Annotated in this window: 22 protein-coding genes and 2 pseudogenes; 20 read left to right on the top strand and 4 right to left on the bottom strand. The window is 65.5% G+C overall.

The window, feature by feature from the left end:
- The first annotated feature begins 427 nt into the window (after positions 1-427).
- From G6N18_RS07695 to G6N18_RS07645, 11 genes are all read left to right on the top strand, one after another.
- Positions 428-589: a hypothetical protein gene (locus G6N18_RS07695; RefSeq protein ID WP_163689828.1), complete on the top strand. Its 162-nt coding sequence runs from the start codon at positions 428-430 to the stop codon at positions 587-589.
- A complete protein-coding gene (locus tag G6N18_RS07690) occupies positions 586-759 on the top strand; it encodes a hypothetical protein (protein WP_163689825.1) in 174 nt (57 codons plus the stop codon). Before G6N18_RS07695 ends, G6N18_RS07690 begins: the two co-directional genes overlap by 4 nt.
- Before the next feature lie 335 nt (positions 760-1,094).
- Positions 1,095-4,457: a phage tail tape measure protein gene (locus G6N18_RS07685; RefSeq protein ID WP_082999827.1), complete on the top strand. Its 3,363-nt coding sequence runs from the start codon at positions 1,095-1,097 to the stop codon at positions 4,455-4,457.
- A 280-nt stretch (positions 4,458-4,737) separates the two neighbouring features.
- A complete protein-coding gene (locus G6N18_RS07680; RefSeq protein WP_082999828.1) occupies positions 4,738-5,073 on the top strand; it encodes an HK97 gp10 family phage protein in 336 nt (111 codons plus the stop codon).
- A 202-nt stretch (positions 5,074-5,275) separates the two neighbouring features.
- Positions 5,276-6,760 carry a terminase TerL endonuclease subunit gene (locus G6N18_RS07675; protein ID WP_082999829.1) on the top strand — a complete coding sequence of 495 codons (1,485 nt, stop codon included), beginning with the start codon at positions 5,276-5,278 and terminating at the stop codon, positions 6,758-6,760.
- Positions 6,761-7,939 carry a phage portal protein gene (locus G6N18_RS07670; RefSeq protein WP_133052432.1) on the top strand — a complete coding sequence of 393 codons (1,179 nt, stop codon included), beginning with the start codon at positions 6,761-6,763 and terminating at the stop codon, positions 7,937-7,939.
- Entirely contained in the window at positions 7,932-8,492 is a 561-nt protein-coding gene (locus G6N18_RS07665) for an HK97 family phage prohead protease (RefSeq protein ID WP_082999831.1), read from the top strand. The genes G6N18_RS07670 and G6N18_RS07665 overlap by 8 nt, the downstream gene beginning before the upstream one ends.
- Entirely contained in the window at positions 8,493-9,686 is a 1,194-nt protein-coding gene (locus tag G6N18_RS07660; RefSeq protein ID WP_082999832.1) for a phage major capsid protein, read from the top strand. It abuts the gene before it with no gap.
- Positions 9,687-9,851: 165 nt separating this feature from the next.
- Complete coding sequence (locus G6N18_RS07655; protein ID WP_082999833.1) at positions 9,852-10,478, top strand: hypothetical protein; 627 nt, start codon at positions 9,852-9,854, stop codon at positions 10,476-10,478.
- A 159-nt stretch (positions 10,479-10,637) separates the two neighbouring features.
- Positions 10,638-11,162, top strand: a complete 525-nt coding sequence (locus tag G6N18_RS07650; RefSeq protein ID WP_133052433.1) for a DUF6932 family protein — start codon at positions 10,638-10,640, stop codon at positions 11,160-11,162.
- Between the two features lie 86 nt (positions 11,163-11,248).
- The gene (locus G6N18_RS07645; protein ID WP_133052434.1) at positions 11,249-12,157 is read left to right on the top strand and encodes a hypothetical protein; all 909 of its coding nucleotides are present in this window, start codon (positions 11,249-11,251) and stop codon (positions 12,155-12,157) included.
- A 26-nt stretch (positions 12,158-12,183) separates the two neighbouring features.
- Here G6N18_RS07645 and G6N18_RS07640 read toward each other — a convergent pair whose 3' ends face one another.
- The gene (locus G6N18_RS07640) at positions 12,184-12,855 is read right to left on the bottom strand and encodes a hypothetical protein (protein ID WP_082999834.1); all 672 of its coding nucleotides are present in this window, start codon (positions 12,853-12,855) and stop codon (positions 12,184-12,186) included.
- 32 nt (positions 12,856-12,887) lie between these two features.
- Between G6N18_RS07640 and G6N18_RS24715 the strand changes: the two are divergent.
- From G6N18_RS24715 to G6N18_RS07610, 6 genes and pseudogenes are all read left to right on the top strand, one after another.
- A pseudogene (locus G6N18_RS24715) lies at positions 12,888-12,986 on the top strand (magnesium chelatase subunit ChlI family protein); the annotation flags it as partial.
- Positions 12,983-14,103: pseudogene (dprA, locus tag G6N18_RS07630) on the top strand (DNA-processing protein DprA). The pseudogenes G6N18_RS24715 and dprA, both read left to right, overlap by 4 nt.
- A gap of 104 nt (positions 14,104-14,207) precedes the next feature.
- Complete coding sequence (locus G6N18_RS07625; protein ID WP_067225046.1) at positions 14,208-15,062, top strand: siderophore-interacting protein; 855 nt, start codon at positions 14,208-14,210, stop codon at positions 15,060-15,062.
- Between the two features lie 24 nt (positions 15,063-15,086).
- A complete protein-coding gene (locus G6N18_RS07620; RefSeq protein WP_082999836.1) occupies positions 15,087-16,247 on the top strand; it encodes a lactate 2-monooxygenase in 1,161 nt (386 codons plus the stop codon).
- A 32-nt stretch (positions 16,248-16,279) separates the two neighbouring features.
- Positions 16,280-17,182 (top strand): tyrosine recombinase XerC, encoded by a 903-nt coding sequence (locus G6N18_RS07615; RefSeq protein WP_082999837.1) that lies wholly within the window; start codon positions 16,280-16,282, stop codon positions 17,180-17,182.
- A 70-nt stretch (positions 17,183-17,252) separates the two neighbouring features.
- Positions 17,253-18,140, top strand: coding sequence for an alpha/beta fold hydrolase (locus G6N18_RS07610; RefSeq protein ID WP_083000005.1), 888 nt, complete (start codon positions 17,253-17,255; stop codon positions 18,138-18,140).
- Here G6N18_RS07610 and G6N18_RS07605 read toward each other — a convergent pair.
- Together G6N18_RS07605 and G6N18_RS07600 are read right to left on the bottom strand one after the other, a co-directional pair.
- Positions 18,124-19,089 (bottom strand): LLM class F420-dependent oxidoreductase, encoded by a 966-nt coding sequence (locus G6N18_RS07605; RefSeq protein ID WP_082999838.1) that lies wholly within the window; start codon positions 19,087-19,089, stop codon positions 18,124-18,126. The two genes, G6N18_RS07610 and G6N18_RS07605, sit on opposite strands and share 17 nt — an antisense overlap.
- Positions 19,090-19,182: 93 nt before the next feature.
- On the bottom strand, positions 19,183-19,686 hold the full coding sequence (locus tag G6N18_RS07600) for a M23 family metallopeptidase (protein ID WP_234806069.1): 504 nt from the start codon (positions 19,684-19,686) through the stop codon (positions 19,183-19,185).
- 288 nt (positions 19,687-19,974) lie between these two features.
- On the opposite strand from G6N18_RS07600, the gene rpsB reads away from it, so the two are divergent.
- The 3 genes from rpsB to G6N18_RS07585 all read left to right on the top strand — a co-directional run bounded on the left by rpsB (position 19,975) and on the right by G6N18_RS07585 (position 23,245).
- Complete coding sequence (gene rpsB, locus G6N18_RS07595) at positions 19,975-20,841, top strand: 30S ribosomal protein S2 (protein ID WP_067225042.1); 867 nt, start codon at positions 19,975-19,977, stop codon at positions 20,839-20,841.
- Between the two features lies 1 nt (position 20,842).
- Positions 20,843-21,658: a translation elongation factor Ts gene (tsf, locus tag G6N18_RS07590; RefSeq protein ID WP_082999839.1), complete on the top strand. Its 816-nt coding sequence runs from the start codon at positions 20,843-20,845 to the stop codon at positions 21,656-21,658.
- Between the two features lie 180 nt (positions 21,659-21,838).
- Positions 21,839-23,245 carry an amidase gene (locus tag G6N18_RS07585; protein ID WP_082999840.1) on the top strand — a complete coding sequence of 469 codons (1,407 nt, stop codon included), beginning with the start codon at positions 21,839-21,841 and terminating at the stop codon, positions 23,243-23,245.
- Positions 23,246-23,251: 6 nt separating this feature from the next.
- Here G6N18_RS07585 and G6N18_RS07580 read toward each other — a convergent pair whose 3' ends face one another.
- Complete coding sequence (locus tag G6N18_RS07580; RefSeq protein ID WP_082999841.1) at positions 23,252-24,376, bottom strand: glycerate kinase; 1,125 nt, start codon at positions 24,374-24,376, stop codon at positions 23,252-23,254.
- Positions 24,377-24,384: the final 8 nt, after the last annotated feature.

Genomic DNA, 24,384 nt, shown 5'->3' with positions numbered 1-24,384 from the left:
TCATGCGTACCAGGTAGCCCGCCGAGGAACCGGTTCGACGGTTCGTATCCAGTGACGAAAAACCCAACCCCGGTGCGCGGTGGCGCGGTAGGCCCCGTAACCCGAGTGGGCTGGTAACTGGGTGGTTCGCTACCTAGCGGGAGGTTGCAACTCCCGTTGAGGGACTACTCACCCACGTGATTACTTTCCTTCGGGAGGTAGCAACCTCCAGTTGAGGAACTACTCACCTTGTGTGGATTTTGCCCTTGGGGCGTTCGAAAAAAACCCCGTTGCGGAGCTACTCGCTTTTTTGTCGAACCGTTCGCCCGGCGAAGTAGATCAGGGGTTTCGGCACGGCGATGCCAGCTCCGCCCTTACTGGTACGCCTGAAACAAGACATTCCGCTTGTCTAGTCCTGCTAATAAATACTTCTAATAGGGGAGCAAGTTTGACCGCTTATTGCAGGCCGTTCACCGTCACCGAGCACGACGGCGGTTGGCTCGTCACGGTCGGTTACCGCCAGTTCCGACTCAATAAGGCCGAGGCCGAGGAACTGGCGCGCATTGTCAGCGGTCGGCCGTACATCATGCGTTACCCGGCTGATCAGTGACCACCATCGCCGCCGCCGTTGGTGAGCCATACACAATCGGCCTCACCCGAACCGGACTCATCAGGCTTAGCCGCAAGGTACGCGGGACCGAGCATTTCATCATCTTCGACCGGACCGCCGCCCTCACTGTCTGTGACGCGATTGTCGACTTTGTCGAGCAGCAGGATTAAAGCCCCCGGCTGCCGCGTCAGCAGCACACAGCGCGACGAACGGGCCGCTTCCGGCTAGACGGTACCGGCCGAGCCATCTAATTTGCTCAGAATCCTACTGAGATTGCAATAACGCTTATTCCACCGAGTGAGCATTTGCTGTAGCACTCACCACAAAGACTGACCGCGGCCGGTCCTTCTCCTTCGGCCCGGTCACACGACGCCGCGTTAAGCGGGGTTCTTTACTCCTTTCTTGCCCCGCGCCCCGCCGAGTGCCCTCGCTGTAGCTGCCCTTAGGCGCACGCGAGACGGCGGGCGCGGCGTCGTTCCCAAACTTCCACCCTTAAGGATTGACCTTGGCTGAAATCAGCATCGACGTAAAGGCCGCACTGGACCGCCGTGCCGCGGCCCTTGCGGCCCGCCAACTCTCCAACGAGTTTCAGGATGCGGGGCAAACCGCTGGGCAGCAGTTCCGCCGCCAGCTGGAGCAACCGCTAAGGAACATCGACGCTTCCGATCCGGCACGACGAGCCGCGCGCGACTTCGCCGACGCAGGCACCGATGCCGGGCGGCGGTTCAGCTCCAACGCCGCTGCGGGGTTGCGCAATGGTGATTTCGACCGCGCCGGCCGTGAGGCTGCCCGCGATTTTCAGAGGTCCTTTGAGCGGATCGCGAAACCCACTGTCGACATCGACGCACGGTCATCCGCCGCGAGCGCTGGTGATGACGCCGCGGATAGCTTTCTCGGCGGATTCGCCGGGGCGGGCGCCATGTCGAAGCTCGCCGGTAAAGGCGGGCCAATCGCGATGGCGATCATCGGGGGCGTGACGGCTGCTATCAAAGTCGTTGGGCCGCAGATGCAGGCGGCCATGTCTAAGGAACTTGCGGTTGACCTGACCCAGGCCCGCTTGGGTATCAACGCCGAATCGATGGCGAATGTTGCCACCGCCGCGGGTAAGGCGTGGTCGCAGAATTTTGGCGCGAGCGTCGAGGAGAACCTTGGCACCGCCACGGCGGCAATTCAATCGGGCTTGGTGCTGCCCAACGCCGATGTTGGCACGCTGCAGAAGACCATCGAACAACTCACGTCGGTGAGCACGATTCTCGGTGAGGATATCCCCGCGGTGGCGCGCTCGGCATCGCAGATGATCAAAACGGGGATGGCCACCGACGTGACCAACGCTTTCGATCTGATCACCGCGGGCCAGCAGCGCGGCCTGAACGTCAGTCAAGATTTTTTGGACACGATCAACGAGTATTCGACTGAGTTTCGCTCGCTCGGATTGACCGGCGCCGAGGCGTTCGGCTTGATGACTCAGGCCATTCAAGGCGGTGCCCGCGACACCGACATCGCCGCCGATGCCCTTAAAGAGTTCTCGATCAGGGCCGTCGATGGCAGCAAGACGACGACCGACGCCTTTACCGCTCTCGGCCTGAACGCCGACGATATGGCCCGTAGGTTCGGCGAAGGCGGCAGAGCATCGGCCGAGGCCTTTGATCTAGTCGTCGACAAAATCCGAGCGATTCAGGACCCCGTTGAGCAGTCACGGGTCGCGGTGCAACTCTTCGGAACTCAGGCCGAGGACTTGAAGGGGGCGATGTCCCGATTCGACTTGTCCACCGCCGTAAACGCATTCGGCCAAGTCGAAGGTGCCTCCAAGCGGGCCGCTGACACAGCGGTCAGCAACTCTCTTAACGAATGGCAGACCGCCGGGCGGAATATTCAAAGCGTCATCGCCAGCATTCGCGACAGCTTGAATATGGATCAGTGGTTCGAGGACATCCCCCGCGCCATCAATGACATTTTCGATTCCGTGCCGAAACGGACACGGGGCGCACCCGGTGTCCCCGGGGTGCCGTCGACCTCGGAGGACGGCGGGCCGGCGATTCAGCCGTCTACGCCGGTAGCGCCGTCGCAACAACGAAACCCGCTTGACGTCTTCGCGCCTGTACCCCGCGCCGAGGGCGGCATCTTCGGCACTCTGCCGACTTCCGCGGTGATCCAGCCGGCAACCGAGGGTTTGGTGCAGTGGGCCGAACCGTCAACGGGCGGTGAGGCCTTCATTCCCCTTAACGGCGGGCAACGCTCCCTGGCGATCTGGGCTGAGACGGGTAGACGCTTGGGCGTCCGTGGATTCGACCAGGGCGGTATCACCGGCCCGTACTCACCCTATGGTCCCGCAACAGCGCTCGAATCGCTGGCGCGGTCCAGCAGCGGCGGTCAGTACGACTGGGGCGCGTCCGATCTGGTCAAGGGACTCAGTGACTGTTCGGGCGCGGTCAGCGACTTGGTTGAGCTGCTGATCAAGGGCGAGACCGACCCGAGTCGACTGTTCACCACCCACACGGCAGGCCAGGTCCTCCAATCGCTCGGCGCAACCCGCGGTTACGTTCCCGGCAACCTGAATATCGGTATCAATCCGCAGCACATGGCCGCCACCCTGCCGAGCGGGGTCAACTTTGAATCGGGCGGCGGGACAGGGCAAGGCGCAACCTACGGCGGCGCCGCTGTTGGTGCGCTTGATCCGCAGTTCAGCGAACATTGGAGCCTGCCCGTACCTGGTGGGCTCACGGACGGCGCCGTGCCTGTCTATCTGCAAGGTGTGGATCACGCGGCCTTCGCTGACTCTGCAACCGGTGCCGCGACCAGCGCGCAGCCTGTGCAGCAGCAGATCGGCGCACCGATAGACTCCGATTTCGGTTTCTCGCAAGGAATGCCGGGCGTCTTCTCAAACATCTTCAAGGTGCTTGCGAATACGGCGATGGCCCCCGCGATTGGCGCATTGACCGGCGCGACAAACGTATTCGGCACCGCTGGGCCGGGTTCCGGTCTGTTGGGCATGCTTTCGCCGCGCCAGAGCATGTTCGGTACTCTTCCGAGCATCACGGGTTATCTTCCCGGCGGGACGACGCCGACCGCACCGTACTCGTCGGGTGCACCGACCACGCCGCCCTCCAGCTACACACCGGGCTTCGGTGCCACACCGATGGGTATCCCCGGCGCTTCGCCGATGGGTGCGCCGTTCGGTACTCCCGCCTCGGGTATGGGATTAGGTCCAGCGCCCGGTCCCGTTCCCGGTACCCCTGGTATGGCGCCGGCGACACAGCCGTTCGGCCCAACCGGTCCCACCGGCACCGCCTCAACACCCGTGATGGGTCGCGCTTACGCGGAGGGCAAGCCCGCGCAGGAGGGTTTTGGTCTGAGTGGTGGTGGCTTGATCGGCCTTGCCCAGTCATTGCCCGGTGCGGCCATGAGTGCAGCGGGAGGCATGTTCCCCGGTGGCGGTGCAGCGGGTGCTGTTGCGGGACAAGGGGCTCAGATCGCCATTGACGAGATTAATAGGGCCGTCCAAGCCGGTGCTGAACTCACCGCAATCGGTGTCGAAGCACTCGCCGAGACGTTCCTACCCGTGGAATCCCAATTGGCCGACCCGGCTCGTGGATGGGCCGGCCGGATTCTCGGCGGCATCGCGGGCGTCAAGCCCGTTGCTCCAAATCTCGCAGGCAGCTTGACAGATGCCTTGCAGGGCAACGGCGATAAGCCGTTGAGCGCCGAGCAGGTCGCCGCGAAAGAGGCTCAGCAGGCGCACCAAGGCAACGGTCAGCCGCCGGGACCGCCGCAGGTCAATGTCAACATCGACAATTCGAAGGTCCCCGACCTCGCTAGTGATGTCTCGCACCATACGCAGGCGATGAATGCCCAGCCGGGGGCGCGATGAGGCAGCCCCCACGCCCGTGCCTCGACTGCCCGCGGATGGCCCGCCCTGGTGGCTCGCGGTGCCGTGGATGTGAACGCACTTGGCGCGCACAGAGGTACGAGCATCCGAGCTACCGCGCTCTACCGAAACCGCGGGGTGGGTGCACGTTGCGCATATCGCCGAAGTGCACGGGTGTGGCTACGTCGTATGACCACCTTGACGGGGATGCCCGCAACCACGCCCGAGCGAACTTGGCGCCTGCGTGCATCTTCTGCAACTCAGCGAAAGGCGGGCGACCCCAATGAAGGTGAGCATCGACCCACGCGAGATTGAGAAGGCCATCGCCGAAGAGGCCAAGAGCAGCAGCGCCGTTCGCAGTGAGCTTGATGAGTTCGTCGAGGAAGTAGCCGAGACCGTGCGCTCCCTCGCCCCTGTTGATACTGGCAAGTTTCGCAATTCGATCAAGGCTCGCAAGAGCGGCCGGCTCAACGGCATCGACAAAGGCAGCGGCGTTCAGGTTGGCGAGGTGTACAGCGATGACCCTGCCGCGCCATTTATCGAGCACGGCACGGGCGATACCCCCGCGCACGCGCCGTTCCTGCGCACCGCATTCCGGTACGGCGGAACCGGCGAGTAGGCATGGCCTCAGGTCAGAGGGCTAAAAGTTCGCAACCTGCCGCCTCTCGCCGACCCTTCGGGCGTCTCGCACGCTTATAACGAAACCCGACTTCCACAGCAAACCCGCTGGTAGGCGGGCGTTTCGCGCGTGCAACAACATCGTACGTAGCCAGCAAACGCGCAGGTCGCGGATGTAACGCAACGCCTCGGAAGGGAGGTCAATGAACGGCAATGCCCGAAGTAGGTTCGAAGACCTCTCCGAGCCGCCTTGGTATCGCTGGCGTGAGAAGGACACCGCACAGCGGGCCATCCGGTTCATCCAGACCTACTGCAGAAGCCCGAAGGGGCACGGCCACGGTAAGCCGCTCAAGCTGGCCCGGTTTCAGAAGGATTGGATAGCCGAAATCCTCTCGCCCGTCGTTCGGCAGGCCGTCCTGCAATGCCCGCGCGGGCAGGGGAAATCAACTCTTCTCGCGGCGCTGGCGGTGTGGGCGACGTTCGACCGCTACGAGGACGGCGCGCCACAGGTGCCGGTGATGGCCACGACTGTCGGGCAGGCTAAGCGCTCGGTCTACGACGTGGCGGTGGCGATGATCAACGCCGAACCGGAGCTAGCCAACCGTTCGATCCGCTACACCGCCATCGGTGATAGCCGGTTCGTCGTCGGATACAGCGGCGGGGTCTGCTTCCCGGTCGCGAATGATCCCGATGGGTTGCAGGGGTTGGACCCCGGCCCGGTAGCAGTGGTCGATGAAATCGGTTTCCAGCCGGTCGAGTCGTGGTCGTCAATGGTCTTGGCGTCGGGTAAACGGTCGCGCTCGGTGATCGTTGCCATTGGTACGCCGGGACTGGACCGCGAAAACGCACTATGGCATCTGCGGAGCGCCTGGCTGGACGGTAGGCGCCCGCCGGGGTTTTCGTTCACCGAGTATTCCGCTCCCGACGAGATGGACCCCTACGACGAGAAGACGTGGCGTCATGCGTGCCCCGCGTTGGACGCCGGGTATCAGTCCATCGACGCGCTACGGGTGGCCATCGAGACCTCACCGCTGTCGCACTTTGAAATCTTCCACCTTGGGCGTTGGGTCGACGGCGTTGACTCATGGCTAGGGCCGGACGGGCGCACCATCTGGGGCGCCCTGAAGAGCGACTACCAGCCCAAGCCCAAGGCACCCACTTGGGTCGGCATCGACGTGGGCATCAAACGAGATACCACCGCCGTTGTCTACGGCCAGCACCGCCCCGATGGGAAGTTCCACACCACCGCGAGAATCTGGACACCGACCAAAGCCGAAACCATAGACCTGTCGTCGGTGATGCAATTCCTCCGCGAACTGGACAGCCAGTACGACCTCCAGGAGTGCGCCTATGACCCGCGGCTGTTTGAAATACCGGGCCAGATGCTCGCCGATGAAGGGATGCCGATGGTGGAGTTTCCCCAGTCGTTGGAGCGGATGTCGCCGGCTTACGTCGCCTTGTACGAGGCCATCGTTACGGGCACCGTCTCCCATGACGGTGACGAGCTGTACACCCGCCAAGTCTTAAACGCGATACCCCGCTATAACGAGCGGGGTTTTCTGCTGGCTAAGAACAAATCCCGCGGCAAGATCGACGCCGCCGCCGCGCTGGCGATGTGCTTTGACCGCGCTTCGCATCCGGCACCGAAACGTCACCCCCTTGTTGCCCTCATCGCAGGAGTCCGCTAGTTGTCTTTCCTTTCCCGATTATTCCGAATCCCAGAACCGTACGAACCGCCCGAAACGCGCGATTGGAGCATCGCCGATCCCTTCGCCGCCCACTTGTTCGGCGGCGGGCCAGCCCTTTCCGGCGTCAGCGTCACTGAGCAATCCGCTATGGGGCTATCAGCCGTCTACCGATGCGTTCAACTGCTCAGCGGGACTATCGCCACCCTGCCGCTGCGCACCGTCCACACCGACGCTGACGGCACCACACGGCGCGTCAGTTCGTGGCTGGACAACCCTGCCGGCCCCGATGGGCCGACCGCCCACGAGTTCATCGAGGGCCTGATGGTGGCGCTGCTGCTCCGAGGAAACTTCCACGCGCTGAAGGTGTTCAACGGCGCTGGCGTGTTGCACTCTCTACAGCCGCTACCGTCGCAGTGTGTCGGTATCGACATAAAGAACGGCCGCAAGGTCTACCGCGTCCAACTGGAAAACGGCACGTCCAAGGAACTCACCGACCGCGAGATTCTGCATATCCCCGGGCTGAGCCTGGACGGAGTACGCGGCGTTTCGCCGATATCCATTGCCCGCCAATCCCTTGGCACCGCCATCGCCGGGGAGCGTTCGGCCGGAAGGCTATTCCACAACGGCGCGCTGATGAGCGCGATTGTCACACCGACCGAAGACCTCACTTCCGACGAGGCCGAGGTAGTGCGCGACACCCTGGACCGCGTTGTCGGTGGCGAACGCAACGCCGGATCGATGGCGGTCTTTTCCAAGGCGCTCAACGTGTCCCAATGGTCGGTGGACCCGGTCAATGCCCAATTTTTGGAAAGTAGAAAATTCTCCACCTCCGAAGTAGCGAGATGGTTCGGAGTGCCCCCACACCTTATCGGCGACGTGGAGCGCTCCACGAGCTGGGGAAGTGGAATTACAGAACAAACTTTGGCGTTTCAGAAATTCACTCTACAGCAATGGACCTCGCGCATCGAGGCGAGGCTATCCCGATTGTTCGACGGCAGCCGCAAGGTCGAGTTCGATTTTCGGCAACTGTTCGCAGGAACGCCCGACCAAGAGATTGAGCTGCTGATGAAGCAGACCGGCAACCAACCGATCCTCACCGTTGACGAGGCTCGCCAGATATTGAATCGGCCGGCGATGCCGCAAGTCTCACAAGAGCTACCCGAGGGCGACGATGCTTAGCCACTTCAATGTCGAACTCCGATCCGAAATCACCGGCGACAAACTCACCGGCCGGGCGGCGGTGTTCAGCCAATACGCCGACTTCGGCAGCTACCTAGAAACGCTGGCGACCACCGCGTTCGACGCCACGCTAGCCGATCCGGCAACCGATGTGCGTTCGTTCTATCAGCACGACTCGGCACGGCTGCTGGGTCGCCAATCGTCGGGCACGCTCCGACTGAGCACCGACAGCACGGGACTCCATTTCGAGTTGGATATCCCCGACACCAGCGACGGCAGGGACCTACGCGAGCTAGTCAAGCGCGGTGACCTCACCGGCATGTCCTTCGGATTCATCGCGGGACAAGAGGACTGGGGCCACACACCAGACGGGCGCGAACTACGTACCCACACCAGCGTGGCTCGCTTGATCGAGGTAAGTCCGGTCAGCCAGCCCGCCTATGCGGGCACATCAGTACAACTCCGCTCTCTGAGCGATATCCCGGCCAGACCCAACGGCCAAACCCAAATCATCCGTGCAAAGGCGCGGGCTCACCGAAAGGTAACTCACTAATTGTCTATCGAAGAGATTTTGGCGAAGCTTCAGGAAATCGCCGACGCAGGCGAAACCCGTTCGCTGACAGACGACGAGGTCCAGAGCTACGAGGAACTGGAAGGCCAACTGAAGGCCGCCCAGAAGACTCAGGAGCTTCGCGCCCGCCAGTCGGCATATATGGCCCCGAACGCCTCTGTTGCTGCCGCTGTCAACGTGGCTACCGTCAAGCAGGATGACACCCTGGACCGCGCCTTTGAAAGCTACCTGCGCACCGGCAGGGCCAATCAGGACATTCAGGAGCTTCGCGCGCAGCAAGTCGGCACCGACTCCGAGGGCGGCTATCTGGTCAGCCCCGGCTTCCGCCAAAAGCTGGTCGAGGTCCAGAAGGCATTCGGCGGCTTGGCCAACGAGGTCGACACCTTCACCACCGAAAAGGGCGGCGCCATCGAGTATCCGACTCTCGATGATACGGCCAACAGTGGCAGCATCACCGCGGAAGAGGCCGCATTCGCCGATGGTGCCGATCTGACGTTCGGAACGGTGAACCTTGGCGCGTTCAAGTACACCAGCTCTGGCGCGGGCACGACCACTCCGCTGCGGGTGAGCGTTGAACTGTTGCAGGATGCCGAGTTCGACATTCAGGGCCTTGTGGCGCGCAAGCTCGGTGAGCGCATCATGCGCAAGCAGGCAAGCGACTGGGCCATCGGCACCGGAACTACATTGCCCTTCGGTATCTGCCACGCCGGTCTGACTCACGACCACGAACTGGCCACCACGACCACCATCACCTATGCCGATCTGCTGGACCTGGAAGCCAAACTTGATCCGGCCTACGAGCAGAACGCGAAATGGGTGTTCAACAAAGCAACGTGGACCGCGGTACGCAAGCTGGTAGACGACAACGGCCGTCCGTTGATCTTCGATCAGGCCGCATCGGGCGCCGGTCAGGCGCCGCAGAAGACCCTGCTGGGCTACCCCGTGGTGCTGGATCAGTCGTTCCCGAGTCCGGCTGGCGATTCCGCCAATTTCACTGTGCTGGGCGACCTTCGGGAAGCCTACGTGATTCGCCGGGTTGCTCCGCTGACGGTGGTGGTGAACCCGTACACGCGCATGAATAACGGCCAGGTCGAGTACGTGGCCTGGGAACGCGCGGACGGCAATATCCAGAACCGGAAGGCGTACGTGGTGCTGGCAACGGAGGACGTGGCGTAAAGGATGCCCACCAGGACCATTGCACAACTCGCCGCGCGCGAGGCTGAGCTGGTCACCGAACTGTCCGAGGTCCGCGCGGAAATCGCCGCGCGGGCCGGACAGGTCGACCCGCCCGCAAAGCCTGCGCCGAAGAGGCGCACCAGAGTCAAAAGCTAAGGGGCAGTTATGGCATGGGCACCGCAATATGTCACCGCCGACGAACTCGCCGCGTGGCATTCGGAATCTATCGACCCGGTCGAGAACGAGGCTGAATTGACCCTCGCTGTCGAGGCCGCTTCCCGCGCCATCGACAAGGCGACCGGGCGATGTTTCGGTCAGGTGGCCAGCAACGAAACTCGTTGGTACACCCCCGAGTTCTACCGGGACCGATGGCTGATCGACATTGACGATCTGATGAGCGATGACGCACTCGTCATCGAGGTCGACCGGGACGGCACCCCTGAAGCCGCGATCACCGCCTACAAGCTCACCCCGATCAACGCCGCCGCTATCGGCCGGCCGTGGACTCGGATAGAGGTTCTGCCGTCATCTGCGGTGAAGCCCAACGGTTTGCGGAACGGCGTGCGGGTGTCGGCACGGTGGGGATGGTCGGCGATTCCAAGCGCCATCCGCTACGCCACTTTGGTTCAGGCTGCGCGGTTTTACGACCGCCGCAACGGGATCGGCGGAACGCTGACTAGCAAGCAAGTCGATGACGTCAGCATGGCTTGGGCCGCAAGTGCGATCCAGGATTTGGACCCCGACGTGCTGACCACTATCGCGGGGTATCGGCGGCTTTGGGCCGCGGTGTGAGGTTCGAACGACCAACGCCGACTTGTGCGCCGGTGCGATAACGGACGGTTTGCAACTTGGTCAACGCGGGGGCGAGGCATACCGGCGTGCATCTACTATCTGGCTGATCGCTGAAAGCGACGCCGGGGGGCGACGTACCGAGCCGTGGGGAGGAACCAAGTGGCGATTCCACCGACCGGTGGACGGTACGCGACTTTGCCAGTAGGACGGCATCAGGCGACCTTTGAGCAGGTCTACGAAGCATTTGTTGAGAATGCTCCGTTCCGCGATGACCGTGAAGTCATCTTCGAAGCGTTGACGCTGTATGCCAAAATCGTGGCCAATCTGTGCCCTGGCCTGGCATTATGGGTAAATGGAGGGTTTATAACACACAAGAGCTGGGCCGCGCCGAAAGATGCGGACGTCGTAGTTGTCGTACCCCAGGCGCACTATCCGAACGTGTGTTCGAATCCTAGCGTCTGGACCTACATCACGCTCCAAGGGGTCATTGTGTCCGACCCCTCCACGGGCGGTGGACGAATCGGGCGCATACAACCAATGGCCGGTTTAATCGACGGATTCATAATCTCCGACGATCCGACCCTTTCGGACGTATGGGCTTACCGCTGGTCGTTAGTGAACGACGAGGATGGCAACCTCTTGCCCGACACGACTCGGAAGGGGTTTTTGGAGGTGAAGCTGTGACAGAACCTAGCGGTGAACTAGCGAGTCTGGTGACACGGGCACTTCAGAGCGCCCTTGACGATTCGCCCGCAAGTGCATTTACGAGGATGAATATCCGCACCGGAATCGTCGGCGATAACCCAGTGCTGGTAGACATTTTCGAACGGATCGCGGGTCCGGACCAGGCGGAGGTAGATCTCCACTTGGAAGGCCCTGGGGTAGAAAACCACGCTACCAACGCCAAGTACTTTGCTCAATTCGTCAGCGGTATTAGCGATGCCGTAAAGGAAACGGCTAAAGCCCGAGCCGGCAAAGGCCGATACTCTGAGCATCTCCTAATAGAGGGTGTAGGCCCCGGCTCCGTTAGGGTTGTGTTGCGAGCGCCGACACCGACTGTCCCCGAAGGGGACCGGCCAATCGACGAGATATCAGCCTCATCGGTTGATTCAGACGCTTTGCGTTCTATTGTCGCCATTCTTACGCACGCGAGCAGCGATGACGACGAGAGCCCACTGGTGGCCGAATTACTGGACCTGCCGCCCCAAGCGAGGCGAGGCCTCAAGCGCGCCACCAAAACAACGAACGAAGCGGGCTGGAATATCAGGGGCAGCATTCGCCAGCGCAACGTCGGTGCCGAAGATGTAGCCCTTACGCCACAAGGAGCGTTTCGGCTTCGTCAAGGTCTGGATGCTCAAGTCGAAAGTCGCACCGAGGAAACGATGGCCGGGAATATCGACGGGTTCCGTCGTTCCCTGTCGACTCTCTATTTCCAACCCGAGAATTCTGCTCGGATCATCCAGGCTGCGGTATTTGATCCCGAAATCGCGGCGGCTATTACCGACCTCTTCTCGGAGCCAGATTTAATGGTCGAAGTGGTCTTCGAAGTCATTGAGTCATACCTACCGGGCGACAAGACCCACCCCCGCCGCAGCCGATCCGTGCAATCAATTCGGCGCATCGGCGTAGGTCGCCAACTGACAATAGGAGCCGACGAAACGTCCCGATCCGGGCGATAGATGGGATGGGGCGTCGCCAGTACAGTTCAGTTCAATCTCCCCGGCCCGAGCGCGCCGTAGCAGTCCCGCGCGACTGTGATCATCCGCCGCCGGTGCGCGTCCTCGGGGTCTGGGAACTGCGACAGGAATTGGTAGTTCAGTCCTCTGCCGTACAGCAGTTGCAACGTGATGGCGTCGTCCCAGCGCTGCAAATCGGTGATCTGCTCGGGCGTGAGCAAGTGGGCGTAGTCGTACCAGCTTTCGGGTTGCGTAGCCTTCTGCATGTCGAACCCCCTAGCGGGTGCGGTCGTTGGCAACGCAGGCCTGCACCGCTTTGCGCCGTACTCATCGCCGGCCGAGGCGAAGTCTCGACCATCCGGAAACAGAGTCCGCCGACGCGCATCGCTAGACAGCGCGAACACCTGACCGCGTTGGGCAATCCACACATCGCCAGAGGACACCCGTTGCCCGTTGGCGTCGATATTCCCGCCGACGTATATCCCGCCGGGTGCGTACACGGCTTGCGCGCTCACCAGTCGCTCCCCGCCGGTGAACGCCTCACTTATCGCAGCGACGATATCCGGCGGTGCTTCTTGGCAGCGATGCGTGACAGCGGGGCTTATCCGCGGCGGGGTCTTTTCGTCCACCGCGGCGGAGCATCCGGTCAGCGCTGCGGCCGTGAGGGCGAGGGCGGCGATAGCGCGGCGGCTCGTCGTCATAGTTTCTCCTATGTTATTGGGCAGTCCATGCGGTGGCGTGGACGCTCGCCGACCTCGCCGGCCGGACGTCGCCGACTTTGGACGACGTCACCACCGCGTTGAGTTTCCGACCGGCCGGAGGTGTGAGATGACCGACGAACTCGCCAAAGCCTGGGCGTACCTCTCGCGAGTGGTCGAACCGCCGTGTCCCGCGCTGGCGGCGCTGGTGCAGCGGGTGGGCGCGGTGGAGGCCGCGGAGCGGGTGCGGCGCGGCCGAGCGGGCGACGAGATCAACCGCTACGCCGAGGCTCGCCGTGACATCGACTGCACCGCAGACGATCTCGCCGTGCTGGCGCGACTCGGCGGACGGCTGCTCACCGCCGACGACGACGAGTGGCCGCTGCTGGCGTTCACGGGGTTCGCCGGGATCGGCGAACGGCGACCGCAGGCGCACCCGCCGATGGCGTTGTGGGCCGTCGGGCCGGCGGCTCTCGACGACGTCGCCTGGCGGGCGGCGGCGGTCGTCGGTACCCGGGCGGCCACCGCGTACGGCGAATACGTCGCGGCCGACTTCGCCACGGGTCTCGCGGAGCGCGACGTCGCGGTGGTATCCGGTGGCGCATTCGGCATCGACGGCGCGGCACACCGCTCGGCGCTGGCCGCCGACGGATTGACCGTTGCGGTGCTCGCCGGAGGTATCGACGTCCCGTATCCCGCGGGGCACGCAACGCTTCTGCGGCGGATCGCCGAACACGGCTTGTTGCTCAGCGAATATCCGCCCGGCGTGCGGCCCGCGCGCCACCGGTTCCTGACCCGCAACCGATTGGTCGCCGCACTGGCGGGGCCGCGGTGGTCGTGGAGGCGGGGGCCCGCAGCGGTGCGGCGAACACCGCGGCCTGGGCACGTTCCCTGGGACGTGCGGTATGCGCGGTGCCCGGCCCGGTCACGTCGGCGGCCTCGGTCGGATGCCACGCCCTGCTTCGCAATGGAGCGCACATCGTGACGCGCGCAGAGGACGTCGTCGAACTGGTCGGAAGCATCGGGGAGCTGGCGCCCGACGAGCAGCGCGCCGTCTCGCCGCTGGACGCGTTGACCGAAACCGACAAACGGGTGTACGACGCGCTGCCGCGCCGTGGGGGACGGACGGCCGACGAGATCGCGGTGACCTCCGGGCTGCCGGCTCGTCAGGTGCTGGGTCCGCTGGCGAACCTCGAGCTTTCCGGCCTGGTGGTGTGCCGGGATGGGAGGTGGAAACTGGTGCCGCAATGAAGTGCACAGGCCCCCGGGCGAGGTAGCACCCCGGCCTGCGAAAACCGCTCGTATAGTCGATAAGACCGGCTAATTGACGACCGGTCGAGTTTGGAGGATTTCACGTGGCAGGGCGTCCGATACACACCTTCGAAGTGGTGCGAACCGAGCAGTTGACACCGCATCTCATCCGGGTGGTGCTGGGTGGCCGGGGATTCGACACGTTCACTCCGAACGAGTTCACCGACGCCTACGTCAAGATCGCGATCGTGAACTCCGACATCGACGTCGCGAGCCTGCCGCAGCCGTTGACGATGGACAGCTTCTCGTCGCTGCCGGCGGAGCAGCGGCCGACGGTGCGCACCTACACCGTGCGTCACGTCGACTCCGAGCGTCGCGAGATCTGCATCGACTTCGTGGTGCACGGAGAGCACGGTGTGGCCGGACCGTGGGCGGCCTCGGCGATGCCCGGTCAACCCGCGTATCTGATGGGACCCAGCGGAGCGTATGCACCAGACCCCGATGCGGACTGGCATCTGATGGCCGGCGACGAGGCAGCCGTGCCGGCGATAAGTACGGCACTGGAAGCATTGCCCGACAATGCGATTGGCCGAGTGTTCATCGAAGTTGCGGGACCCGACGACGAGATCCCGCTGAAGAAACCCGACGGCGTCGAAGTGCGCTGGATCTACCGCGGCGGCCGCGCCGACCTGGTGCCCGAGGATCAGGCCGGCGACCACGCCCCGCTGATCGCCGCGGTCAAGGAGACGCCATGGCTGCCGGGTCAGGTGCAGGTCTTCATCCACGGTGAGGCACAGACCGTCATGCACAACCTGCGGCCCTACATCCGCAAGGAACGCGGCGTGCCGGCCAAGTGGGCGTCGTCCATCTCGGGGTACTGGCGCCGTGGCCGCACCGAGGAGACCTTCCGCCAGTGGAAGGCAGAATTGGCCAAGGCCGAAGAAGGGGCCAACGCATGAGACCCCGCCTGGCACGCTGACCGCATGACGTTCGGTAACTACCAGTTCGAGATCTATCTGCAGGGCCTGTCCGGCATCGTGCCGAAGCTGCCGATGACGTTCGCGGAGTGGGAGGCCAAGGCGGAGTCGGCCATGCCGCCGTCGGTGTACTCCTACGTCGCGGGCGGAGCGGGCGACGAGCGCACGCAGCGGCTCAACCGCAGCGCGTTCGACAGCTGGGGTCTGATGCCCCGGATGTTCCGCGCGACCCGCGAACGCGACCTGTCGATCAGCCTGTTCGGCATGACGTTGCCGTCCCCGGTGTTCATGGCGCCGGTCGGGGTGATCGGCATCTGTGCGCAGGACGGGCACGGTGACCTCGCCACCGCTCGCGCCGCGGCGCGCACCGGCGTGCCGATGGTCGTCTCGACGCTCACCGAGGACCCGCTTGAAGACGTCGCGGCCGAATTCGGCGACACGCCAGGCTTTTTCCAGCTGTACACACCCACTGACCGCGAATTGGCCGCCAGCCTCGTCCACCGCGCCGAGGCCGGCGGATACAAAGGCATCATCGTCACCCTCGACACCTGGGTGCCCGGCTGGCGGCCCCGCGACCTGTCCACGTCGAACTTCCCGCAGCTGCGCGGCCGCTGCCTGGCGAACTACACCAGCGACCCGGTCTTCCGCGCCGGACTGCAACAGCCGCCTGAGGAAAACCCGCAAGCGACCGTCCTGCATTGGGTCGGACTCTTCGGAAATCCGCTGACATGGGACGACCTGCCATGGCTGCGCTCGCTGACCGACCTGCCGCTCATCGTCAAGGGGATCTGCCATCCCGACGATGCGCGGCGCGCCAAGGACGGCGGCGTCGATGCGATCTACTGCTCCAACCACGGTGGACGGCAGGCCAACGGCGGGCTGGCGGCCATCGACTGCCTGCCGGGCGTGGTGGAGGCGGTCGATGGGATGCCCGTGCTGTTCGACTCGGGTATCCGCAGCGGCGCCGACATCGTCAAGGCGCTCGCGCTGGGCGCCACCGCGGTCGGGATCGGGCGACCGTACGCGTACGGGCTCGCACTCGGCGGGGTGGACGGAGTCGTGCATGTGCTGCGCTCATTGCTCGCCGAGGCTGACCTGACCATGGCCGTCGACGGTTATCCCACGCTGGCCGATCTCACTCCCGACACACTGCGGCGCGTCACCTGAGCGTTGCGGTCGGCTTCTGCGACGGTGAGGACGTGGATGCCGTCCTCGAGGAGTTCGACGAGTACCTCGCGCTGGAGCGAGGCCGCTCCGAGCACACCCGCCGCGCCTATCTCGGTGACCTCCGGTCGCTGTTCGAGTTCGTGGCCGACAGCGGGGGAGAGGCCGGACCGGCGGGTTTGAATCTGCCGCTGCTGCGGTCCTGGCTGGCCGCTCAGGCGGCCGCGGGCGCAGCGCGCACGACGCTGGCGCGGCGAACGTCGGCGGTCAAGACGTTCACCGCGTGGGCGGTCCGGCGTGGGTTGACGACGAGCGATCCGGCCGCCCGGCTGCAGTTGCCCAAAGCTCGCCGCACGCTGCCCGCCGTACTGCGCCAAGACCAGGCGCTCGACGCGATGGCAGCCGCGAAATCCGGTGCGCAGCAGGGTGATCCGCTGGCGATTCGCGACCAGTTGATCGTCGAGTTGTTGTACGCCACCGGAATTCGCGTCAGCGAGCTATGCGGGCTGGATGTCGATGACATCGACACGTCGCGGCGCCTGCTGCGGGTGCTGGGCAAGGGCGACAAACAGCGCACCGCGCCGTTCGGTGTGCCCGCGCAGGCGGCGCTGACGGCGTGGCTCGACGACGGCAGGCCCCGGCTCGCGACGGCGGATTCGGGACCGGCCCTGCTGTTGGGTGCGCGCGGGCGTCGGCTCGACCCGCGGCAGGCCCGCACCGTCGTGCATCAAACCGTCGGCGCGGTCGACGGCGCGCCGGACATCGGGCCGCACGGGTTGCGGCACAGCGCCGCGACCCATCTGCTCGAGGGCGGGGCAGACCTGCGCGTGGTTCAGGAACTGCTCGGCCATTCGACGCTGGCCACCACGCAGCTCTACACGCATGTCACGGTCGCCCGACTGCGGGCGGTGCACGACCAGGCGCACCCGCGGGCGTAATTTGGCGATTTCGGTGTCCTTGGTTGCGCTGAGCGCGACGGCGGGCACCGAAATCACTGAAGGAGGACACGTGAGCAGGTCGACAGTCGAGCTGTCGTGGGGCGCCGTCTCGTATCTCAAGTGGGCGCCTGAGAAGGCCGGCAGCGCACCGACTGTGTTGTTGCTGCACGGCGGCGGCGTGGATAGCGCCTCGCTGTCTTGGGATGGCGTCGGACCGCGACTGGCGGCGGGCGGTTATCGCGTGCTCGCCCCCGACCATCCGGGCTACGGCCAGAGCCCGCCGGCGCCGTGGCCGTCGACCCAGGATCAGTTGGTGGGCTATGTGGGCGATTTCGTCGACGCGCTCGGTTTGGACCGCTACGCGATCGGCGGATTGTCGCTCGGTGGCGGCATGACGATCGGGCACGTGTTGGACCGTCCGGAAACGGTCACGGGGGCAATGCTATTGGGCAGCTACGGGTTCATGTCCCGGCTCTCTGAAGGACCGCTGTCCGGTGCTCGGCAGGCGATGACCTGGGCCATGCTGCGCACCGGTCTGCTGGGCGCCGTGAGCCGGTGGTCGGGGCGAAGCAGGCGTGCCATGGCGTGGATCATGCCGGCGTTGATCGGCGACCCCGCTCAACGAACGCCCGAGCTGGTCGACGAGATACTGTCGGCGGCCCGAGCGGACCACGCATTCGATGCGTTCGGGCAGTGGCAACGCGATCAGGTCCGATGGAACCGGCTTACCACCGACTACCGCGCCCGGCTCGCGACGTTTCCGCGCCCCGCGCTTGTCATCCACGGAGACAACGACACCAGCGTGCCCGTCGCGGCGGCGCGGGCGGCAGCCGATCTCATGCCGGATGTACGCCTCGAAGTGGTTGAAGGTGCCGCACATTGGGTGCAACGGGATCGGCCCGACGTAGTCGTGCCCATGATGCTCGAGTTCCTCGACACGCTCAACGCAGAAGCTTGATCACCTCGGCAATATCCCGCATCGTTGAGGCCCGTCCGGGCAACTCGTCGAACACGGTCCAGTAACTCACGCCGAACCGCTGCTGTCGTTGTGCGAGTTGCTCGGCCATCTGCTCGTGTGTGCCGATCAAGACAAACGGCGAGTCGAGAAGTTCGGCGGGCGAGGCACCGCCGATCGCGGTGGCCAGTTCCTCGGCGGCCTGCCGCGGCTTGTCGGTGACGACGACAGCCTGGATCAGCGCGTTGAGTTCGACCTCCTCGAATCGTTGGCCCGCCGCTTCTCGGACCACCGCGACGCGGTTCTCGAGCCCCGCCGCGCCGAAGTGGCTCAGCCGAACCTCGGTGGCGTCGCGATTGTGGGTGATCCCCGCGAGGCCGACGGTGTCGGCGAGCCGTCCAGCGAGCTGAAGGACGCGAGTCCCGTTGCCGCCGATCAGCATTGGGACCTTTCGCGTTGGCTGCGGCAGGAGCTGACCCGCGTCGGCGTGCACACGGTAGTGCCTGCCGTCGACGTCGACGGGCTCGCCGTCGAGCAATCTGCGGATCAGCCCGGCGGCCTCCGCCAACCGCGACACCCGCACGCCACCGCCGTCGAACGGGATGCCGGCGGCGTCGTACTCGGATTTCATGTGGCCGGCGCCGATGCCGAGTTCGAACCGTCCGTCGGAGACGAGTGCCAGACCTGCTGTTTCGCGGGCGGTCTCGACGGGATGGCGGAAGTCGTTGTTGAGCACCAGTGTTCCGACGTGCAGGCGTTCGGTTGCCATCGCCGCGGCTGTCGCGCTGCTGAACGGCGGCGCCAATGGCCCCAGGTGGTCGGCGAAGGTCAGCACGTCGAACCCGGCGGCCTCGACCGCCCGGGCGAAATCTCGCGCTTGCGGCCCGGGGCGCGGGAGACCGGCGGTCAATCCGAAGCGGATCGGGCGGGAGCGGTGAGCATCCGTGGTCATAATTCCGACGGTAAGTGCGCGCTCGTCCTCGTGCGAGCGTGCGGAAAATGTTGATTAGTCGCGGCGTGTCGTGTGCAAACACGCCCGCTCGCGTTAACTGGGCCGGGTGGGTTTCAGGCGGATCGGGGTGCTGGCGACGAGGCCCAGTGGATCGACATAGTCGGCATTCGCGGCGCGCCCCCACATCGCGCCCCAGTGCAGGCAGGCCTGCCGGGGGCAGCCGCGATGGCCCGCCTGCAGCACACCGATGACCGCGCCGGGCGCGACGCGCTGGCCCGGCCGAACCGTCGGACGGACCGGTTCGTAGCTCGTCCGCAGCCCGCCGGGGTGCGCGACCGAGACGACGGGCCTGCCGGCCAGTTCGCCGGCGAACACCACCGTCCCTTCCGCCGCCGCGTACACCGACTGACCCGGCGCCGCCGCCAGGTCGACACCGCGATGCCCGGGTGTCCAGTTCGGCGACGGCGCGTCGAATGTCCGCGTCACCTCCGGGCGCGGCCGCAGCGGCCAGTCGAGCCGATCACCGGCGGCCACCGCGGGCGCCGCCCACACCGGCCCGAGGACCAGCGCGACGACGAAAAGCATGAGGCATCGCATCTGCCCAGCTCAGCGCACCGAGAGCCATCGACGCCAGCCCAGGGCGCCGATCTGTGGATCGCCAGGTCACTGTGGAAAAACCACCCCTGTGCACGGTGTAAACTGCTAACCGCAGCTCGCTTGCGCGGGCTGACTTCGCGTGTCTGCACCACGACCCGGTTCTTGCAAGGTCGTATCCCGGATGCCGTCGGTCCCGTCCCCGGACGGGTCTGGCATTCCGAGCAGTCACCAGGGCTCGGCGTCACCCGACGCCGGCGTCAACCGACAACACAAAGGAACCATGCACTCATGGCTGTTGTGACCATGAAACAGCTGCTCGACAGCGGCACCCACTTCGGGCACCAGACCCGTCGCTGGAATCCCAAGATGAAGCGGTTCATCTTCACCGACCGCAACGGCATCTACATCATCGATCTGCAGCAGACGCTGACCTACATCGACAAGGCCTACGAGTTCGTCAAGGAGACCGTCGCGCACGGCGGCACGATCATGTTCGTCGGCACCAAGAAGCAGGCCCAGGAGTCGATCGCCGAAGAGGCCACCCGTGTCGGCATGCCGTATGTGAACCAGCGCTGGCTGGGCGGCATGCTCACCAACTTCTCGACCGTGCACAAGCGGCTGCAGCGCCTCAAGGAGCTCGAGGCGATGGAGCAGACCGGCGGCTTCGAGGGGCGCACCAAGAAGGAAATCTTGATGCTGACCCGCGAGAAGAACAAGCTCGAGCGGTCGCTGGGTGGCATCAGGGACATGGCCAAGGTGCCCTCGGCGGTGTGGGTCGTCGACACCAACAAGGAGCACATCGCCGTCGGCGAGGCCCGCAAGCTGGGCATCCCGGTCATCGCGATCCTCGACACCAACTGCGACCCCGATCTCGTCGACTACCCGATTCCGGGCAACGACGACGCGATCCGCTCGGCCGCGCTGTTGACCAAGGTGATCGCCGCCGCGGTCGCCGAGGGTCTGCAGGCCCGCGCCGGTGTGGGCCGCGACGGCGACAAGCCGGACGCCGACGCCGCGGAGCCGCTCGCAGAGTGGGAGCAGGAGCTGCTGGCGACCGCGACGAGCACCGTTTCCGCCTCGCCCACCGCCGCGGGTGCCGAGCCCGGCACTCCAGAGGCCGATGTCCAGACCGAACCGAAAAGCACGGAGAGCTGATATGGCCAACTACACCGCCGCCGACGTCAAGCGACTGCGGGAGCTGACCGGTGCCGGCATGCTCGACAGCAAGAACGCCCTCGTCGAGGCCGACGGCGATTTCGACAAGGCCGTCGAGTTGCTGCGCATCAAGGGCGCCAAGGATGTCGGCAAGCGCGCCGAGCGCGCGACCGCCGAGGGCCTGGTCGCCGCGAAGGACGGCGCGCTGATCGAGCTGAACTCCGAGACCGACTTCGTCGCCAAGAACGCGGAGTTCCAGTCGGTCGCCGAACAGATCGTCGCTGCCGCGGCGGCCGCCAAGGCCGCCGATGTCGACGCGCTCAAGGCCGCCAAGGTGGGTGACACCACGGTCGAGCAGGTCATCGCCGACCTGTCGGCCAAGATCGGCGAGAAGCTCGAACTACGCCGCGTCGCCTACTTCGACGGCACTGTCGAGGCCTACCTGCACAAGCGCGCCGCGGACCTGCCGCCGGCGGTGGGCGTGCTGGTGGAGTACACCGGCGACAACAAGGAGGCGGCGCACGCCGTCGCCCTGCAGATCGCCGCGCTGAAGGCCAAGTACCTCACCCGCGAGGACGTACCCTCCGATGTCGTCGCCAACGAGCGCCGCATCGCCGAGGAGACCGCCCGCAACGAGGGCAAACCCGAGCAGGCGCTGCAGAAGATCGTCGACGGCCGCGTCACCGGCTTCTACAAGGACGTCGTGCTGCTCGACCAGCCGTCGGTGTCTGACAGCAAGAAGACCGTCAAAGCGCTGCTGGACGAGGCCGGCGTGACCGTGACCCGGTTCGTCCGTTTCGAGGTCGGCCAGGCGTAAGCCTCGCGTGCTTGCGCGAAAGACCCCCGGGACTCTGGGGGTCTTTCCCGTTTCCGGACTACGGGCGAGATTGCATCCACGGCTGGTGCCGAGCCACGGCCCTGGATGCAATCTCGCGCATAGGAAGCAATGCCGGCACTCCGGCTCAGCGAGGTGGTACGACTTGGTACCGTCTGGCGCATGAATCGCATATCCGCCTTCGGCGACGACGCCCTGGGCGACTTTGATGCAGTCGGTCTCGTCCAACAGTTGGCCGCCGGTGCGGTCTCGCGAAGCGAACTCGTCGAGGCCGCGATCGCCCGCACGGAGGCCGTCAACCCGACGCTGAACGGCCTGGCGTACGAGGCGTTCGACCGGGCCAGGACCCGCGCCGCCGCGGCACAGCCCTACGGCGGCTACTTCGACGGCGTGCCGTCCTACCTGAAGGACAATGTCGCGGTCGAGGGCATGCCGACGATGAACGGCACCGACGCGTGGAATCCGCGCCCGGAGCGGGGCGACGGCGACTTCGCGCGTTCGTTCCTCGCAACGGGTTTGGCCCCGCTGGGTAAGACGCAGATGTCCGAGTTCGGCTTCAGCGCGTCGGCCGAACACTCTCGGCTCGGCCCCGTGCGTAATCCATGGAATCCCGAGCACACCGCGGGCGCGTCGTCGTCGGGTTCCGCCGCGTTCGTCGCGGCCGGGGCGGTGCCGATCGCGCATGCCAACGACGGTGGCGGCTCGATCCGGATTCCCGCGTCCTGCAATGGATTGGTGGGTCTCAAGCCGTCGCGTGGCCGCTTGCCGCTGGACCGCAAATTGCGGCAGATGCCGCTGCGCATCGTCGCCAACGGCGTGGTCACCCGCTCCGTGCGCGACACCGCGGCGTTCTACCGCGAGATGGAGCGGGTGTATCGCACCCCGCGGCTGCCGGCGATCGGCGACGTCACGGGGCCCGGTGCGCAGCGGCTGCGTATCGCGATGTGCACCCAGTCGATCACGAGGGAAGCCAGCCCGGAGGTGCGCGAGCTCACGCTGAAGACTGCCGCGCTGCTCGAGGAGTTGGGCCACAAGGTCACCACGATCGACAATCCTGTGCCGCCACGCTTCATGAACGACTTCCTGCTCTACTGGTCCTTTTTGGCGTTCGCGCTCGTGCGCAGTGGACGCCGCACGCTGGGCCCCAGCTTCGACCGCGGGCGTCTCGACAACCTGACGCTCGGGCTCGACCGCTACGCGTCGCGGAACCTGCACCGGCTGCCGTCGGCGATCGCGCGGCTGTCGCGGATGCGCCGGATCACCTCGAGGGTCACCCAGTCCTATGACGTGGTGTTGACCCCGACGCTGGCCGACGTCACGCCGCGGATCGGGCACCTCGACCCCACCCTGGACTACCAGCAGATCATCGACCGGCTCGTTGAGTGGGTGGCCTTCACCCCTCTGCAGAACGCCACCGGCGAGCCCGCCATCTCGCTGCCACTCGCGGAGTCCGCGTCGGGTCTGCCGGTCGGCATGATGTTCGCCGCGCCGTGGGGCCATGAGGGCCGACTGCTCCAATTGGCGTACGAGCTCGAACACGCCCGCCCCTGGCGACGCATCCAGGACTGAGTTTCACTAGGCAAGGTCGCGGCAGATGTCGGCCACTGCGCGCGTCAGCGACTCGGCGCCGTCACGCAGCGCCCGCTCGATCGGCGTGCCATCGGCGGTGATCGCGACGAGTCGTTCGACGCCGTGATCCAGTAACACCGCGGCGTCCGCTGCGACCCGGCCGGCGAAGATGATCACCCGCGCGCCGGCGCGCGCCGCGGCCGCAGCGACGCCGAAGGGGGTCTTACCCATGACGGTCTGCGCGTCGACGCTGCCCTCGCCCGTGAACACCCAGTCGGCGCCGTGCAGCGCCCGCTCCAGGCCCACGGTTTCGGCCACCTCTTCGACACCGGATCTGCTTGTTGCGCCGAGGAATTCGACCAGTGCGAACCCCAGGCCGCCCGCGGCGCCCGCTCCTGGCAGTGCTGGCCGCGTGCCACCGAGCGTCGCGGACGCGACAGCGGCCAGCCGGGACAATCCCGACTCCAGTCGCGCCACGTCGGCCGGGCTCGCTCCCTTCTGCGGCCCGAACACCGCGGTGGCACCGTTGGGGCCGAGCAGTGGCGCGGTGACGTCGGAGGCCACGCGGATACGCACGTCACGCAGGCGTGGATCGAGTCCGGTGAGGTCGATGCGTTCGAGCCGCTCGAGGTTCGCGCCGCCGGGTCCCAGCGGCCGCCCGTCGGCGTCGAGGAATTCCGCTCCGAGCGCGGTGAGCATGCCGGTCCCGCCGTCGTTGGTCGCCGACCCGCCCAATCCGATCAGGAAATCCTCGGCGCCGCGATCCAGCGCGGACCGAATCAATTCGCCCACGCCGAATGTGCTGGCGCGCAGGACATCCCGCTGACCGACGGGGATGAGTTCCGAGCCCGCGGCGGCTGCCACCTCGATCACCGCGAGCTGACGCAGCGGCACATAGCCGTACCTGGCGGTGACCCTTCGCCCGAGCGCATCGCACACCGGGACGTCCAGGTGCTGGCCGTGCAAAGCCGCGACGACGGCATCGACGGTGCCTTCTCCGCCGTCCGCCATCGGTACGCCGACGACTTCGGCGTCCGGCAGCACCGCCGCCACGCCGGCACGCATCGCGGCGACCGCTTCGGATGCGGTCATCGACTCCTTGAACGAGTCCGGCGCCAGCACGATCTTCACCGTCTCAG

The sequence above is a fragment of the Mycolicibacterium celeriflavum genome, from assembly GCF_010731795.1.
Classification (GTDB): Bacteria; Actinomycetota; Actinomycetes; order Mycobacteriales; family Mycobacteriaceae; genus Mycobacterium; species Mycobacterium celeriflavum.
Note: the sequence above shows the minus strand (reverse complement) of the source record. Positions and strands in the feature narration are given on the sequence as shown.